Origin of the sequence: Pseudomonas sp. HMSC063H08 (assembly GCF_001813645.1) — a bacterium.
Taxonomy (GTDB): domain Bacteria; phylum Pseudomonadota; class Gammaproteobacteria; order Pseudomonadales; family Pseudomonadaceae; genus Pseudomonas; species Pseudomonas aeruginosa.
The window spans coordinates 152,373-168,040 of the sequence record NZ_KV813593.1 but is presented as its reverse complement, the minus strand read 5'-3'; the positions used below and the strand labels follow the sequence as shown (position 1 = coordinate 168,040).

Here is a 15,668-nt window from a genome sequence, read left to right as displayed (position 1 = left end):
GCCGGGCAGTCGCCGCTCGCGCCTACAGAACCTAGGTTGGGCTCGCAGCCCGCCGTGGCCATGCTCTGATGCCCTGTCATAACAACAAGACGGGAGACGTGCGTCCATGTCCGCGACACCCTATCTGCTGCAACCGCCGCTGGCGGTCGGATTCGCCCGCCTGGGCTTCGGCTCCCTCTCGCTGGAGTCGTTGCGCGAGCGCTACGCCGCGCCGTCCAGCGGCTCGCGCTTCATCGAGCTGGACGGTTTCCCGCTGCACTACCGCGACGAGGGCAGCCGCGACAAGCCGGTGCTGGTGATGATCCACGGCGTGGTCGCCTCGCTGCACACCTGGGACGACTGGGTGAAGGCGATGTCGCCCTACTTCCGCATCGTGCGCTTCGACGTGCCGGGCTTCGGCCTGACCGGGCCGGGGCGTGACAGCCGCTACTCCGGCGAGCGCATGGTGGCGATCCTCGGCCAGTTGCTCGATTTCCTGAAGATCGACAAGGCCTCGATCGCCGGCAACTCCCTGGGCGGCTATATCGCCTGGAACTTCGCCCTGGCGCAGCCGCAGCGGGTGGAACGGTTGGTGCTGATCGACCCGGCCGGTTACCAGATGCGCAAGGTGCCGTGGATGATCGCCTCGGCGGCGCTGCCCGGCTCGACCCTGGCGATGCCGCTGTGGATGCCGCGGGCGCTGATCGCCCAGGGCATCAAGGAAGTCTATGGCGAGCCGGGGCGGATCAAGCCGGGGGTGGTCGACCGTTACTACGACCTGAGCCGCCGCCCGGGCAACCGCAAGGGCATGATGGAGATCTTCCGCGTGTTGCTGAAGGTCAACCGCGAGGAACTCGGCACCTCCGGCGAACGCATCGCCCGGATCGTCGCGCCGACCCTGCTGATGTGGGGCGAACGCGACCGCTGGATCTCGCCGAAGCACGTACCGCTGTGGCAACGCGACCTGCCGGGGATCCAGGTGAAGACCTATCCGGGCGTCGGGCATATCCCCATGGAGGAGATTCCCGAGCAGACCGCGGCGGATGCACTGCGCTTCCTGATGGCCTGATCCCAGGCCGTCATGAAGAAGCCCGCGCTGGTCAGTCGCGGGCTTTTTAATGCGTGGACGAAAGGCCGAAATACCAGGCAGGGCAGGAAAGCGATGCAAGCCCCTCTCGCGGCGCGGAGGGGCGGCGAGGAGGGTCAGGCGGCCTTCGGTTCCGGTTCGAACTGGTCGCGGTACTGCTCGATGAGGTGCAGGTTATTGTGCTGCCAGGGGTGGAAGTCCTTCTTGTAGAAGTCCAGGTACACGCCCACCAGCGAGCGGAACACGCCGTCCTTGCCCCACAGCCACTTGATGCCGTCGCGCCAGACCTTGAAGTTCCACAGCAGGCCGTCGCGCTTGAGCATGTGGACCAGGCCCTTGGTGGTGTCGAGGGCGAAGAAAAAGGTGCCCTGGACCATCGCCCGGCGGCGCAGCCTGGCCTTGCCGTTGACCAGCATGAACACGTCGTAGGCCACCGCCTTGTGCTCGGTTTCCTCCAGTGCGTGCCAGCGCCACAGGCGGGCCATGGTCGGGTCGGCGCCTTCCAGCCACCTGGGGTTGCTCAGCAGGCCGTCGGCCATGATCGCGGTGAGGTGCTCCAGAGCCGCGGTGGCCGCCAGTTGCCGCGACGGGTGCAGTTTCTGCTGGGCGAAGCGGATGCGCCGCTTGGCGCCGCCTTCCAGGCGGTCGATGTCGTAGCCGAGGGCGCGCAGGCGGTCGCTGTAGACCAGGTGCTCGCGGCTGTGGTGGCCTTCCTGGCCGATGAAGCCACGGATCTGTTGCTTCAGCGCCGGGTCCTCGACCCGCTCGCGGTAGTGGCGCACGGAGTCGATGAAGAAGCGCTCGCCATCGGGGAACAGCACCGACATGGCGTTGAACATGTGGGTCTTGAAAGCGTCGCCGCCGTGCCAGTGGCGCGGCATCGGATCGGGCAGGTCGAAGTCCAGATGACGCGGGCGGATCTCCAGACCTTCGGGGGTGGTGCTGGCCATAGCGGCTCCCTGTGATGGTGAAGGACCATGGGATCGACTATCGCTTGCGGGGGATAGCCTCACAAGGTTATCTTCTGCCAACTTTCCGGTCATATCCGGCCAGCGGTCAGAACAATAAACAGCCATGAAACAACCGCTCAATTTCACCGCCGAACTGGTGCCGGTGGCCTATGCCGAGGCACTACTCGATCTTGTCGCGGAGTACGGGGTATCCCGCCAGGCGCTGTTCGACGCTGCGCGGGTGCGTCCCGAGGTGCTGGACAGCCCGAACGGCCGCCTGTCCTTCCTCGACTTCAACCAGCTCACCTACAGCGCCCAGGCCCTGTGCGGCGAGCCGGCGCTGGGGCTGGTGCTCGGCCAGCGCCTGAACGTCTCCGCCCACGGCATCCTCGGCTACGCGGTGCTGTCCAGCGCCAACCTGGGCAAGGCCATCCAGTTCGCCCTCAAGTACTACCGGGTGCTCGGCCTGGCCTACGAACTGGAACTGGTGCTCGATGACGGCCGCGCCGAGTTGCGCGCGGTGGAGTCGATGCCGCTGGGCGCCGCTTCGGTGTTCGCCGCCGAGGGCCTGATGGCGACGCTGTATTCCATCGCCTGCTTCCTGGTCGGCGAGCCGTTGCAGGACGTGCGGGTCGGCTTCGCCTATCCGCCGCCGGCCCATGCCCGGCGCTACGCCGAGGTGTTCGGGGTGGCCGCGGAGTTCGAGCAGCCCTGGCACTGGCTGAGCATGCCCAGCGAGTACCTGGAACGACCGATGGCGCTGGCCAACCCGGCCACGGTGCAGATGTGCGAGCAGCAGTGCGAGGCGCTGCTGGCCACCCTGGACGTCCAGGAAGGCCTGCTGACCCGTGTGCGCCGCCTGCTGCTGGCGCGTCCCGGCGACTTCCCCGATCTCGAACAGGCCGCCCGCGAACTGCACACCAGCGGGCGCAGCCTGCGCCGGCACCTGTCGTCGCTGGGCACCACCTACCAGCAGGTCCTCGACGATGTGCGCAAGCGCCTGGCCCTGCAATACCTGACCACCACCCAGCTACCGCTGTACGAGATCGCCCTGCTGCTCGGCTTCAACGATTCGTCGAACTTCCGCCGGGCGTTTCGCAAGTGGACCGGCAAGCTGCCCAGCGACTACCGCGAAGCGCCCTGAGCCGACGCCGGCGATCCTCGGCAGCGGATGGATGTGCCATGCTTGGCGTTTCATAGAAATCCATGGCGCGCTTGCCGCGCCGACCGTGATCGGAGTCTTGCATGTCGACATCCCCCGCGCTGATCCGCGAAACCTTTCCCGTCGGGCCTTTGCAGTGCAACTGCACCATCATTGGCGATCCGCTGACCAGGAAGGCCATCGTCGTCGATCCGGGCGGCGACCACGAACTGATCCTGCAGCGCCTCGACCGCCTCGGCCTGCAGGTGGTCAGCATCATCCATACCCACGCGCACCTGGATCACTTCCTCGCCTCCGGCGAGATGAAGAAGCGCACCGGCGCCAGCCTGCACCTGCACAAGGACGACCAGTTCCTCTGGGACAACCTGGAGATGCAGTGCCAACTGTTCGGCGTGCCCTACACGCCGGTGCCGGCCCCGGACCGCTGGCTGGCCGACGACGAGGAACTGGCCTGCGGTTGCGGAGTGGCACTGCACACGCCGGGGCATACGCCGGGCTCGATGAGTTTCTGGTTCCCCCGGGCGAAGCTGCTGATCGCCGGCGACACCTTGTTCCGCCGCGGCATCGGCCGCACCGACTTGTGGGGCGGCGACTCGGCGGCGATCCAACGTTCGATCCGGCAGCGCCTATACAGCCTCGACGAGGATGCCACGGTGGTCGCCGGCCACGGCCCGGATACCACGCTGGGCGAGGAGATGCGCGAGAATCCCTTCGTCAGGGGCTGAAAAGGATTTTTCCGAGCATCGGGAATTTTGCCACCTGGCTATGCTCTAAGATGTCGGCCGCCCCTCACGCAGGGGCGTTTCAGTACCTCGAGGAGTAGTTTTCCCATGTTCACCTCCCGTTGCCTGCCTCTGGCCGCAGCCGTCACCGCACTGGCGCTGCTCGCCGGTTGTGCCAACAACAACCCCTACGACACGCAAAGCCAAAGCCAGGGTGGCATGAGCAAGACGGCCAAGTACGGCGGACTGGGTGCGCTGGCCGGCGCCGTCGCCGGTGCCGCGATCGACCACAACAACCGTGGCAAGGGCGCGCTGATCGGCGCTGCCGTCGCTGGCGCCGCCGCCGCGGGCTATGGCTACTACGCCGACAAGCAGGAAGCCGAGCTGCGTCGGCAGATGGAAGGCACCGGCGTGGAAGTGCAGCGCCAGGGCGACGACATCAAGCTGATCATGCCGGGCAACATCACCTTCGCCACCGATTCGGCGAACATCGCTCCGAGCTTCTACGCGCCGCTGAACAACCTGGCGAACTCGTTCAAGCAGTACAACCAGAACACCATCGAGATCGTCGGCTACACCGACAGCACCGGCAGCCGCCAGCACAACATGGACCTGTCCCAGCGTCGTGCGCAGAGCGTGGCCGGCTACCTGACCGCCCAGGGCGTCGACGGCACCCGCCTGAGTACCCGCGGCATGGGCCCGGACCAGCCGATCGCGAGCAACTCCACCGCCGACGGTCGCGCGCAGAACCGGCGCGTCGAGGTCAACCTGCGACCGGTTCCGGGCGCCCAGGGCCCGGCGCAGACCCAGCCGCAGTACTGATCGCGGCCTGGAAGAAAAAGCCCGCCATTCGGCGGGCTTTTTCATGGGCGCTGGTCGGCGCTCTTCGTCCTACGCCTTGGCGTTACCGGGAAACTCGCGGTGCAGGCTGTCGAGCAACTGGTCCTTGCGCTCCCACAGCTGGTTGACCCATTGCTGGAATTCCGCGCGGTAGCCGGCGTCCTGGTCGTAGCTCTTGCCGACGAACTGGCGCGGAATCTCCAGTTCCTCGAAGCGCACCACGACGTCCTTCAGGCGTCCGGAAAGCAGGCACCAGAAGGTCGGGCTGCCGTCCGGGTAGTGGATGGTCACGTTGACCAGGGTCTTCAATTGCTCGCCCATGGCGTCGAGGACGAAGGCGATGCCGCCGGCCTTGGGCTTGAGCAGGTGGCGGAACGGCGACTGCTGCTCGTCGTGCTTGGCGCGGGTGAAACGGGTGCCTTCGAGGAAGTTGAACACCGCTACCGGGATGCGGCTGAACTTGGCGCAGGCCTTGCGCGTGGTCGCCAGGTCCTGGCCTTTCTTCTCCGGGTGCCTGGCCAGGTAGGCCTTGCTGTAGCGCTTCATGAAGGGGAAATCGAGGGCCCACCAGCACAGGCCGATGATCGGGACCCAGATCAGTTCCTGCTTGAGGAAGAAGCGCAGCAGCGGGATGCGCCGGTTCAACTGGTATTGCAGGACGAGGATGTCGACCCAGCTCTGGTGGTTGCTGGTGACCAGGTAGGAGTGTTGGTACTCCAGGCCCTCCAGGCCCTGGACGTTCCAGCGGGTGCGCTGGACCAGGTTCATCCAGCCCTTGTTGCAGGCGATCCAGCCTTCGGCGATCAGGCTCATGATCTTGCTGCACAGGCGCTGGGCGGCGGCGAACGGCAGGAGCAGCTTGACCAGGGTCATGCCGAACAGCAGGCAGGCCCAGCACAGGGTGCTGGACACCAGCAGCAGGCCGGCCAGGGAGCCGCGCAGGAAATGGGGGAGAAACGACAGCATCAAGGAGTCCTTGTACGTAGGCGCCCGGCCAGGGCCGGGCGCGTGGAGCGGGGCGTGGTCCCGCCGTTCACATGGCACATCCTCGTGCCTGGCCGAAGCCAGTGCCGCCCACTGGGCGGCGTTCCTTCAGGCCGGGGCCTGGGCGTCCGCCTGGATGGCGGTGAGGGCGATGGTGTAGACGATGTCTTCCACCAGCGCACCGCGCGACAGGTCGTTCACCGGTTTGCGCAGGCCTTGCAGCATCGGCCCGACGCTGACGCAATCGGCGCTGCGCTGCACCGCCTTGTAGGTGGTGTTGCCGGTGTTCAGGTCGGGGAAGATGAACACCGTGGCCTGCCCGGCCACCGGGCTGTTCGGCGCCTTCTGGCGGCCGACGCTGGCGATGGCGGCGGCATCATACTGCAAGGGTCCGTCGATCAACAGGTCGGGGCGCTGCTCGCGCGCCAGGCGGGTGGCCTCGCGAACCTTGTCGACATCGACCCCGGAACCGGAGTCGCCGGTGGAGTAGCTGATCATCGCGACCCGTGCCGGGATGCCGAAAGCCTGCGCCGACGTGGCACTCTGCACGGCGATCTCGGCCAGGTCACTGGCCGAAGGATCGGGATTCACCGCGCAATCGCCGTAGACCAGCACCTGGTCCGGTAACAACATGAAAAACACTGACGACACCAGGTTGTAGCCGGGCGCGGTCTTGATCAGTTGCAGCGCCGGGCGGATGGTGCTGGCGGTGGTATGGATGGCGCCGGAGACCAGGCCGTCGACCTCGTCCAGGGCAAGCATCATGGTCGCCAGGACCACGCTGTCCTCCAGTTGCTGCTCCGCCATCGGCGCGTTTAGCCCCTTGCCCTTGCGCAGCTCGACCATCGGTTCGACGTAGCGCTGCCGCACCAGGTCAGGGTCGATGATCTCCAGGCCTTCCGGTAGCACGATGCCCTGGGCCTGGGCCACCGCCTGGACCTCGTCCGGCTTGGCCAGCAGCACGCAGCGGGCGATGCCGCGCGCCTGGCAGATCGCCGCCGCCTGTACGGTGCGCGGCTCGCTGCCCTCGGGCAGGACGATGCGCTTGCCGGCCTTCTGCGCGCGTTGCACCACCTGGTAGCGGAACGCCGGCGGCGACAGGCGCAGCTCGCGCGGCGTACCGCAGCGCTGCTTGAGCCATTCGAAATCGATATGCCCGGCGACGAACTCGGTGACCCGCTCGGCGCGCTCGCGGTCGTCCACCGGGATTTCCTTGTTCATCCGGTTCAGGTTGGTCGCGGTGTCGTAGGAGCCGGTGGCCACCGACAGCACCGGCAGGCCGCCCTGCAGGGCGCCGCGGCAGAGTTCCATGATCCGCGGGTCGGGCGGGAAGTCGCTGCACAGCAGCAGGCCGGCCAAGGGTACGCCGTTCATCGCGGCCAGGCTGGCGGCGAGGATGATGTCGTCGCGGTCGCCGGGGGTCACCACCAGCACGCCGGGCTTGAGCAGTTGCACGGTGTTGGGCACGGCGCGGGCGCATAGCACGATCTTCTGCACCCGGCGCTGCTCGTAGTCGCCGGCGTTGATCACCCGTGCGCTGAGCAGGTCGGCGATGTCGCGGGTGCGCGCGGCGTTGAGTTCGTCCTGCCAGGGAATGCAGCCGATCAGGCGGAAGTCGTCGCGCAGCAGCGGCGAGTGTTCGGTGAGGCGCCGGGCGAAGTCCGCCACGCCGTCCTCGGCGTTGGCCGCGTCGGCCTCGCCGCGGACCTTGTTGAGGATCACCCCGAGCACCTTCGGGTCGCGCGGGCCGCCGAACAGCTGGGCCTGGATCTCGATACGGTCGGTCAGTTCGGTGAGCGTCTCGTTTTCCGGCGCGGAGACCAGGATCACCTCGGCGTCGAGACTCTTCGCCAGGTGGAAGTTGACCCGCGCGGCGTAGCTGGCGTGACGGGTTGGCACCATGCCTTCGACGATCACCACGTCCTTGTCGGCGGCGGCGCGCTGGTAGAGGCTGATGATCTCTTCGAGCAGTTCGTCCAGTTGGCCGTCGCCGAGCATCCGCTCGACCTGGGCCAGCGGCAGCGGCTTCGGCGTATCCAGGCCGTGGGTGCGCGCCACCAGTTCGCTGGAGCGCTCCGGGCCGAGGTCGCCGGGATGCAGCTGGGCGATGGGTTTGAAGAAGCCGACCTTCAGCCCGGCGCGTTCCAGGGCGCGAAGCAGGCCGAGGCTGATCGAGGTGAGGCCGACGCCGAAACCGGTCGGGGCGATGAAGAAGGTATGCATCTGGGCTCCTTAAGCCGTGCGTTTGGCCACGCCGCCTGGTTGGGCGGGGGCGTCGATCCAGTTCAGTCGAGCAGGGCCAGCGTGTCGAGGGCGATCTGCCGCTCTTCGTTGGTCGGGATCACCAGTACCCGCGGATGCCCCGCGGCCTGGATCGGCCCGGCGACGCCGCGCACGCAGCGGGCGTTGGCCTCCTGGTCGAGGCGCAGGTCGAACAGCCGCAGGTGGGCGGCGGTCTTGGCGCGCACCAGCGGCGAGTTCTCGCCGATGCCACCGGTGAAGATCACCCCGTCCAGTTGCGGCAGGGCGCAGCTCATCGCCGCCAGGGACTTGGCCAGGCGGTAGCAGAACACCTCGATCGCCAGGGCCGCGCCGGGGTGGCCCTGCTCGCGCTCCTGTTCCAGGGTGCGCATGTCGTTGGACAGGTCGGAGAGGCCGAGCAGGCCGCTTTCGTTGTTCAGCATCGAGTCGATGCGCTCCAGGCTCCAGCCCAGGGTCCGCGCCAGGTGGCTGTGCAGGTTGGGGTCGACGTCGCCGCTGCGGGTGCCCATCACCAGGCCTTCCAGCGGGGTCAGGCCCATGCTGGTGTCGAGGCTCTGGCCGTTGACGATGGCGCAGGTCGAGCTGCCGTTGCCGAGGTGGGCGCTGAGCCAACTGCTGTCGCCGACCGCCAACCCGGCCATTTCCGCGGCGCGGTGGCTGACGTAGCGGTGGCTGGTGCCGTGGAAGCCGTAGCGGCGTACGCCATGCTCGCGGTAGAGGGCTTCCGGCAGGGCGTAGCGGTAGGCGTGCTCCGGCAGGCTCTGGTGGAAGGCGGTGTCGAACACGGCGACGTGGGGCAGCTTGGGAAACAGCGTCATCGCTGCCTCGATGCCTTGCAGGTTGGCCGGGTTGTGCAGCGGCGCCAGCGGCGCGGTGGCCCGGATCGCCTCGACCACCCGGTCGTCGATGCGCGTGGCATGGGTGAACAGCTCGCCGCCATGCACCACCCGGTGGCCGATGCCGTGGAGCTTGCCGCCCGCGGCGTTCTGCACCATCGGCAGCAACTGGGCGAGGGCGGCGCGGTGGTCGGCGTTGGGAATCATCAGGCTGTCGCTGTCGCCGCCGCGCTTCCAGCGCAGCACCGCATCGCGGCTGCCCAGGCGCTCGGCGAGGCCGTGCAGGGGAAACAGGGAGTGGGCCTCGTTGACCAGGGCGAACTTGATCGACGAACTGCCGCAGTTGATCACCAGTATGTTGCGTGAGGGCATCACTGCTCCTTGGTCTGCTCTTCTTCTTCCCGGCACACCAGCCGCAGCGAAATTCGCGGCCGAGCTGTCTGTGCCGCTCGTTTTCGTCAAGGACCCAGGCGCGCGATTGCCAGGGCGGTTGGTGGCGCAGGTGTTGAGTATGGCCACAGGACAAGACTGCCACCCAATGGCCTTCCTCGTCCTGATGAAAATCAATCACCCGCGACGGCGCTCGCGCGCCCCGTTCATCAGGGGCGCGGTCGCTTTCGGGGCTATTGATGCGTACACTTACGCATTCATCTTCTTTATCGAAAAGGTTTCGAACCATGCAGATCGCGGCCAACAAGGCGGTTTCCATCGACTATACCCTGACCAACGACGCCGGGGATGTCATCGACAGTTCCGCTGGTGGCGCGCCGCTGGTCTACCTGCACGGTGCCGGCAACATCATCGTCGGCCTGGAGAAGGCCCTGGAAGGCAAGAACGTCGGTGACGAACTGAGCGTCGCCATCGAGCCGGAAGACGCCTATGGCGAATACAGCGCCGAACTGGTCGCGACCCTGACCCGCGAGATGTTCGAAGGCGTCGACGAACTGGAAGTCGGCATGCAGTTCCACGCCTCGGCTCCGGACGGCGGCATGCAGATCGTCACCATCCGCGACATCGACGGCGACGACGTGACCGTCGACGGCAACCATCCGCTGGCCGGCCAGCGCCTGAACTTCAAGGTCAAGGTAGTCGACGTGCGCGAGGCCAACGCCGAGGAAATCGCCCATGGTCACATCCATGGCGAAGGCGGTCACCACCACTGATCGGCGTTCATTCGCCGATTGATGGCCTGGGCCGTCCGCCGGCGGAACTGCTAAGCTGGTATAGCGAAAGGCGCCTTTGGGCGCCTTTCGCGTCATGCGCCATGCCTGGGCTCTTTACCCCGTCCCTGGGGATGCGCCGCAGCCAGGGTTCTTGCCCGGTGCGGGGCTTGGCACGTTGTGTCGCTGAATGCGCAAGGAGTACGTCATGAGTGCCTTTCACGATCTCACCCTGCAGGGGTTGGATGGACAGGACCTGCCGCTTTCCCCGTTCAAGGGCAAGGTGCTGCTGGTGGTCAATGTCGCCTCCAAATGCGGCCTGACACCCCAGTACGCCGGCCTGGAGAATCTCTACCAGACCTACCGCGAGCGCGGTTTCGCGGTGCTCGGCGTGCCCTGCAACCAGTTCGCCGGCCAGGAGCCGGGCAGCGAGGCGGATATCCAGTCCTTCTGTAGCCTGAACTATGGCGTCAGCTTCCCGATGAGCGCCAAGGTCGAGGTCAACGGCAGCGCGCGGCATCCGCTCTATCGCCTGCTGGCGGGCGAGGGCGCGGAGTTTCCCGGCGACATCACCTGGAACTTCGAGAAATTCCTCCTCGGTCCCGACGGTCGCGTGCTGGCGCGTTTCAGCCCGCGCACGGCGCCGGACGACCCGGCCCTGGTGCAAGCCATCGAGAAGGCCCTGGGTTGATCTCCCCCGCGGGACGCGTTCGCGTCCCGCCGCTTCCTTTCCTGTCTTGCGCCGCTTCATGACGCAACGCGATAAGTCCCTGCCTGTAACGCCTGATCACCGCCGTTGATAATGCTGGGCGGACGAGACGACCGGTCATATTCTCTCGTTCCATGACTAGCAACCGACTCGACAAGCGCGAACTGATCCTGGCCAAGGGCTCCGAGGTCATGACCCGGCGTGGCTACCACGGCACCGGGGTGCTGGAGATCGTCCAGGCCGCGCGCATCCCCAAGGGCTCCTTCTATCACTACTTCGACAGCAAGGAAGCCTTCGCCCAGCAGGCCCTGGAGCACGTCTACGCGCCGCGCCTGGCGCGCTACGCCCAGGCCCTCGGCGACAGCCGCTTCAGCCCGCGCGAGCGGGTGCTGCGCTACTACGGCGAGCTGCTGGAGCACTTCGCCCGCCAGGAAAAGCCCGAATACCACTGCTTCATCGGCAGCCTGAGCTTCGAGATGGCCGAGCTGTCGCCGCCGATCGCGGCCAAGGTCGAGTCGATCCTGCAGGCTTCCGCGCAAATCCTCCAGGACTGCCTGGAGCAGGCGCGCGAGGCCGGCGAACTGGCCGCCGACGAGGACTGCGCGAGCCTGGCCGGCTTCATCGGCTTCGCCTGGCAGGGCGCCCTGGCGCGCTTCAAGGTCGGCGCCGGCCTCGCTCCGTTGAATGCTTTCATGTCGCGCCTGGAGCTGCTGCTCCGCGCCTGATACCTGCCCGAACCTCCCATTCCCCCTCAGGAGTCCGTCCATGAGTGCCCCCGTAGAAGCCCTGTTCCAACCGTTCCGTCTCGGCGCCCTGGAGCTGCCCACCCGTGTGGTGATGGCGCCGATGACCCGCAACTTTTCCCCGGGCGGCGTACCCAACGCCAAGGTCGTCGAGTACTACCGCCGGCGCGCCGCCGCCGGCGTCGGCCTGATCGTCAGCGAAGGCACCACGGTCGGCCACAAGGCCGCCAACGGTTATCCGAACGTGCCGCGCTTCTATGGCGAGGACGCCCTGGCCGGCTGGAAGCAGGTGGTCGACGCAGTGCATGCCGAGGGCGGGCGCATCGTTCCGCAGCTCTGGCACGTCGGCAGCGTTCGGCGCCTGGGCGTGGAGCCGGACGCCAGCGTGCCCGGCTACGGCCCGATGGAGAAGGCCAAGGACGGCAAGGTGCTGGTCCACGGCATGAGCAAGGCCGACATCCAGGAGGTCATCGCCGCCTTCGCCCAGGCCGCCCGCGACGCCCAGGCGATCGGCATGGATGGGGTGGAGATCCACGGCGCCCACGGCTACCTGATCGACCAGTTCTTCTGGGAAGGCAGCAACCAGCGGGACGACGAGTACGGCGGCAGCCTGGCCAATCGCTCGCGCTTCGCCGTCGAGCTGGTGCGGGCGGTGCGCGCGGCGGTCGGCGCGGATTTCCCGATCATCTTCCGCTTCTCCCAATGGAAGCAGCAGGACTATTCCGCGCGCCTGGTGGAAACCCCGGAGGGCCTGCGCGAGTTCCTCGCGCCGCTGGTGGAGGCCGGCGTCGATATCTTCCACTGCTCGACCCGCCGCTTCTGGATTCCCGAGTTCGAAGGCTCGGAACTCAACCTGGCCGGCTGGACCCGCGAGCTGACCGGCAAGCCGACCATTACCGTGGGTAACGTCGGCCTGGACGGCAGCGAGTTCCTGCAATTCTTCGGCAAAACCGACGAGGTGGCGCAGCCGGCGAGCATCGACGGCCTGGTGGAGCGCCTGGACAAGGGCGAGTTCGACCTGGTCGCGGTGGGCCGTGCGCTGCTGGTGGATCCGGAGTGGGCGGTGAAGGTCCGCGAGGGGCGTATCGGCGACATCAAGCCGTTCAGCCGCGAGGCCCTGGCCAGCCTGGTCTGAAGGCGCGTCCGCGACGCACCGGCCCGGCGCCGCGCCAGCAAGCAGATCCCACCCCTCGGGGTGGGATTTTTCATGGCCGTGATTTTTTCCGAAAACCCGCCCTGCGACCGGCTGACTTCAAAGTCCGAAACCGGCATTGTATGACCGCCAACACAACAATAGGCCGAGAAACGGCCAGAGGAGCGAATCCATGCGTATCGGCCTGGTGGTCGACGCGACCTGCGACCTGCCGCCCGAATTCCTCGCCGCCCACGGCATCCGCGTGATGCCGATCGGGATCCGCCTGGGCGAGCAGCGGCTCATCGATCGACGCGACCCCGACACCACCCTGAGCTTCTACCGCGACCACCTGCCCAAGGTCGGTAGCAAGGACGGCAGCCAGCCGCTCTCCGCCGCCGAGTTGCAACAATGGTTCCTCGACGAACTGGTGACCGACTTCGACTACGTGGTCTGCCTCACCGTCGACAGCCTGCGCAGTCCGATCTTCGAGCACGCCACCCAGGCCTCCTTCGGCCTGCTCCAGCACTACCACGAGCGCCGCCACGCGGCCGGCATCGCCGGTCCCTTCACCCTGCGCGTACTCGACAGCCACTCGGTGTTCGCCGGCATCGCCTGCCTGGCGGCCGAGGGCACGCGCCTGCTGGCGCAGGGCAGCCACCCCAACGCGCTGCGTACGCGCCTCGAACAGCTCAGCCAGCAGACCTGCACCTACCTGGTCGCCGACGACCTGGGCCACTTGCGCCGGCGCGGCTTCCAGAAGGGTGATCGCAGCGGTTTCGTCGACCGGGTCAAGGGCGCGGCGCTGGGGTTGGGCTCGCTGCTCGACGTCAAGCCGGTGTTCAGCCTGGCCGATGGCGAGGACAAACCGGTGGCGCTCTCGCCGAGCTTCGAGAAATCGGCGGAGAAGCTGTTCGGCTATGCCCTGGCGCGGGTACAGGCGGGTGAGCTGCTGGCACCGCAACTGGGTCTCAGCTATGCCGGCGATCCGACCGCGCTGCGCGACCTGCCGGGCTTCGCCGCGCTGGAGAACGCCTGCCGCGAGCGCGACATCCACTTGCACCTGGGCATGCTCAGTCCCACCGGCGGCATCAACCTGGGCGCCGGGGCCATGAGCCTGGGCTTCATCGCCGCGCCGAAAGCCTTTGCCTGAGACCTACTCGCGGCTGCGTGGCAAGGCCCCGCCATCCTCCGCCGGCGGCCGCTCGGGCTTCGACCGAGCGGGCTGGACCAGCGGACTGGCGCAGGCGTCCTCCAGGTAGTTCTGGAAGTGCTCGACGATGCTGTCCCAACCTTGCCGGCTGGCGTGCTGGCGGGCGTTGAGACGGACCCGGCGCAGGCGTTCCTGGTCGTCCAGCAGCCAACTGGCGACTTCGACGAAGCCGCTCTTGTCGCCCGGCGCGGCGAGCACGCCGTTGTGCCCATGGCGGATGTGCTGGCCGGCGGCGGCCTGGTCGAAGGCGACCACCGCGAGGCCGGCGGCCTGGGCTTCGAGGACCACGTTGCCGAAGGTCTCCGACAGGCTTGGGAAGAGGAACAGGTCGCCCGAGGCGTAGTGGGCGGCCAGGGTTTCGCCGCGCTGGACGCCGCAGAACAGCGCTTCGGGCAGGTCCCGTTCGAGGTGCTTGCGCTCCGGCCCGTCGCCCACCAGTACCAGGCGCAGCTTCAGCTGCGGATGGGCGGCGCAGAGCGCGCGGAAGGTGCCGCCGAGCAGGCCGAGGTTCTTCTCCGCCGCCAGCCGGCCGACGTGCAGCACGGCGATGTCCTGTTCGCCCAGGCCCCAGCGCCGGCGTAGTTCGGGATCGCGCCGGGAGGGATGGAAGAGTTGGCTGTCGACCCCGCGGGAGAGCAGGTTGAGGCGTTCGAAACCGCGCCGTTGCAATTCCATGCGCTGGCTGCCGCTGGGCACCAGGGTCATCTGCGTGCGGTTGTGGAACCAGCGCAGGTAGCCGGTGACCAGCCGGGTCAGCGGACCGAAGCCGTAGTGCTCGCTGTACTGCTGGAAGTTGGTGTGGAAGCCGCTGACCGCCGGGATGCCCAGGCGCCGCGCGGCGCGCAGGGCAGAGAAGCCGAGCGGGCCTTCGGTGGCGATGTAGAGCACGTCCGGGCGCTGGCGCTTCCAGCAGCGCAGCAGCTTGTGCAGGCTCGACATGCCCCATTGCAGGCCGGGGTAGCCGGGCAACGGCCAGCCGCGGGTCAGCACCAGCTCGGCGTCGCTGCGCCGGCCGTCGTCGCCGGGCTGGCGCGGGCGCACCACCTGGACCCGATGGCCAAGCTGCTGGAGACCGGCATGCAGGCGACCCAGGGTATTGGCGACGCCGTTGACTTCCGGGGGGTAGGTTTCGCTGATCAGGGCGATGCTTAGAGGTCTGCTCATGACGTCAGTGTCGACCGACGCCGTGTAGCGGATGTGAAGTTTTGGTGACGCTTGCGTGACGGCGCCCCGGTCGGGGCGCCGTGGATTTCAGCGTTGCAGCAGGCGTGGGTTCTCCTCGCCGAAGATCTGCTTGCGCAGGGCCTTGAGGCGTTCGTCGATGGCGGCGTGACGCTGCTCCTCGTCGTCGACGCTGGCGAGCACCTCGGCGATCACCTTGTCCGACTCTTGCGCGTATTCGCGCAGTTGCTCTTCCTCGCCAGGCGTCGGCGCTTGCTGCTGGACGGAGGCGTTGTCCTTGAGCGCCATCCAGATCTCGAAGTCGAGCGCCTCGCGGCGCCTGGCATCGGCCTCCACATAGGGCGTCAGACGCTGGATCTCCTCGAAGGTCTGGCGCGGATCGGCGCCGACCGCCACCTCGCGCTTGAGCTGTTCGATCAGACCTTCGGCGGCCTGCTTGCGTTCGATCTCGGACATCTGCCCGGCGTTGCGGCCGAACTCGCCGAGTTGCTGTTCCAGGTTGTCGGGAGCGGTGGCTGTATTCATCTCGGGGGCTCGGGAAGGAATGGAAGGTTTTGCCGCCGGTGTGGCCTGCGGGGGAGACGCGAAGGGCGCGACGGGCGCCGGCTCCGATGGGTAAAACAACAGGACGGCGCCGATGGCCGTGCCGCAGAGCAGCAGGGCCAGCAAGGTCCAGGTCAGGGTAGGTCTCATGCGATGGACTCCTC

15 protein-coding genes and 1 pseudogene are annotated in these 15,668 nt (G+C 67.4%); 9 read left to right on the top strand and 7 right to left on the bottom strand.

Annotation, left to right across the window (positions count from 1 at the left end):
• The first annotated feature begins 106 nt into the window (after window positions 1-106).
• A complete protein-coding gene (locus tag HMPREF2924_RS27995) occupies window positions 107-1,048 on the top strand; it encodes an alpha/beta fold hydrolase (protein ID WP_003085798.1) in 942 nt (313 codons plus the stop codon).
• Window positions 1,049-1,182: 134 nt separating this feature from the next.
• On the opposite strand, the gene HMPREF2924_RS27990 is transcribed toward HMPREF2924_RS27995, so the two are convergent.
• Window positions 1,183-2,016 (bottom strand): metal-dependent hydrolase, encoded by an 834-nt coding sequence (locus HMPREF2924_RS27990; RefSeq protein WP_003134328.1) that lies wholly within the window; start codon window positions 2,014-2,016, stop codon window positions 1,183-1,185.
• A gap of 124 nt (window positions 2,017-2,140) precedes the next feature.
• On the opposite strand from HMPREF2924_RS27990, the gene oruR reads away from it, so the two are divergent.
• The 3 genes from oruR (at window position 2,141) to HMPREF2924_RS27975 (ending at window position 4,722) form a co-directional block, all read left to right on the top strand.
• Window positions 2,141-3,160, top strand: coding sequence for an ornithine utilization transcriptional regulator OruR (oruR, locus tag HMPREF2924_RS27985; RefSeq protein ID WP_003114220.1), 1,020 nt, complete (start codon window positions 2,141-2,143; stop codon window positions 3,158-3,160).
• A gap of 101 nt (window positions 3,161-3,261) precedes the next feature.
• Window positions 3,262-3,903: an MBL fold metallo-hydrolase gene (locus HMPREF2924_RS27980; protein WP_003085806.1), complete on the top strand. Its 642-nt coding sequence runs from the start codon at window positions 3,262-3,264 to the stop codon at window positions 3,901-3,903.
• A gap of 105 nt (window positions 3,904-4,008) precedes the next feature.
• A complete protein-coding gene (locus HMPREF2924_RS27975) occupies window positions 4,009-4,722 on the top strand; it encodes a YiaD family glycine zipper/OmpA-like lipoprotein (protein WP_003085808.1) in 714 nt (237 codons plus the stop codon).
• 69 nt (window positions 4,723-4,791) lie between these two features.
• Here the strand turns inward: HMPREF2924_RS27975 and HMPREF2924_RS27970 are convergent, their stop codons facing one another.
• From HMPREF2924_RS27970 to HMPREF2924_RS35085, 4 genes and pseudogenes are all read right to left on the bottom strand, one after another.
• Entirely contained in the window at window positions 4,792-5,706 is a 915-nt protein-coding gene (locus HMPREF2924_RS27970; RefSeq protein WP_003085811.1) for an acyltransferase, read from the bottom strand.
• Between the two features lie 126 nt (window positions 5,707-5,832).
• Window positions 5,833-7,947 (bottom strand): phosphate acetyltransferase, encoded by a 2,115-nt coding sequence (gene pta / locus HMPREF2924_RS27965; protein ID WP_003134325.1) that lies wholly within the window; start codon window positions 7,945-7,947, stop codon window positions 5,833-5,835.
• Window positions 7,948-8,009: 62 nt separating this feature from the next.
• Window positions 8,010-9,194: an acetate kinase gene (locus HMPREF2924_RS27960; RefSeq protein ID WP_003085814.1), complete on the bottom strand. Its 1,185-nt coding sequence runs from the start codon at window positions 9,192-9,194 to the stop codon at window positions 8,010-8,012.
• A gap of 31 nt (window positions 9,195-9,225) precedes the next feature.
• Window positions 9,226-9,531: pseudogene (locus HMPREF2924_RS35085) on the bottom strand (DUF3565 domain-containing protein); the annotation flags it as partial.
• On the opposite strand from HMPREF2924_RS35085, the gene HMPREF2924_RS27955 reads away from it, so the two are divergent.
• From HMPREF2924_RS27955 to HMPREF2924_RS27935, 5 genes are all read left to right on the top strand, one after another.
• Window positions 9,500-9,985 (top strand): FKBP-type peptidyl-prolyl cis-trans isomerase, encoded by a 486-nt coding sequence (locus HMPREF2924_RS27955; RefSeq protein ID WP_003085816.1) that lies wholly within the window; start codon window positions 9,500-9,502, stop codon window positions 9,983-9,985. The pseudogene HMPREF2924_RS35085 and the gene HMPREF2924_RS27955 overlap by 32 nt on opposite strands.
• 205 nt (window positions 9,986-10,190) lie before the next feature.
• Entirely contained in the window at window positions 10,191-10,673 is a 483-nt protein-coding gene (locus HMPREF2924_RS27950; protein WP_003109429.1) for a glutathione peroxidase, read from the top strand.
• 152 nt (window positions 10,674-10,825) lie between these two features.
• Window positions 10,826-11,416: a TetR/AcrR family transcriptional regulator gene (locus HMPREF2924_RS27945; protein ID WP_003085819.1), complete on the top strand. Its 591-nt coding sequence runs from the start codon at window positions 10,826-10,828 to the stop codon at window positions 11,414-11,416.
• A gap of 40 nt (window positions 11,417-11,456) precedes the next feature.
• Complete coding sequence (locus HMPREF2924_RS27940; RefSeq protein WP_003085824.1) at window positions 11,457-12,569, top strand: NADH:flavin oxidoreductase; 1,113 nt, start codon at window positions 11,457-11,459, stop codon at window positions 12,567-12,569.
• Window positions 12,570-12,759: 190 nt separating this feature from the next.
• Window positions 12,760-13,719, top strand: a complete 960-nt coding sequence (locus tag HMPREF2924_RS27935) for a DegV family protein (RefSeq protein ID WP_003085826.1) — start codon at window positions 12,760-12,762, stop codon at window positions 13,717-13,719.
• A 3-nt stretch (window positions 13,720-13,722) separates the two neighbouring features.
• On the opposite strand, the gene HMPREF2924_RS27930 is transcribed toward HMPREF2924_RS27935, so the two are convergent.
• Both HMPREF2924_RS27930 and plcR read right to left on the bottom strand, forming a co-directional pair.
• Window positions 13,723-14,943: a glycosyltransferase family 4 protein gene (locus HMPREF2924_RS27930; RefSeq protein ID WP_003085828.1), complete on the bottom strand. Its 1,221-nt coding sequence runs from the start codon at window positions 14,941-14,943 to the stop codon at window positions 13,723-13,725.
• An 87-nt stretch (window positions 14,944-15,030) separates the two neighbouring features.
• On the bottom strand, window positions 15,031-15,654 hold the full coding sequence (gene plcR / locus HMPREF2924_RS27925; RefSeq protein WP_003134321.1) for a phospholipase C accessory protein PlcR: 624 nt from the start codon (window positions 15,652-15,654) through the stop codon (window positions 15,031-15,033).
• Window positions 15,655-15,668: the final 14 nt, after the last annotated feature.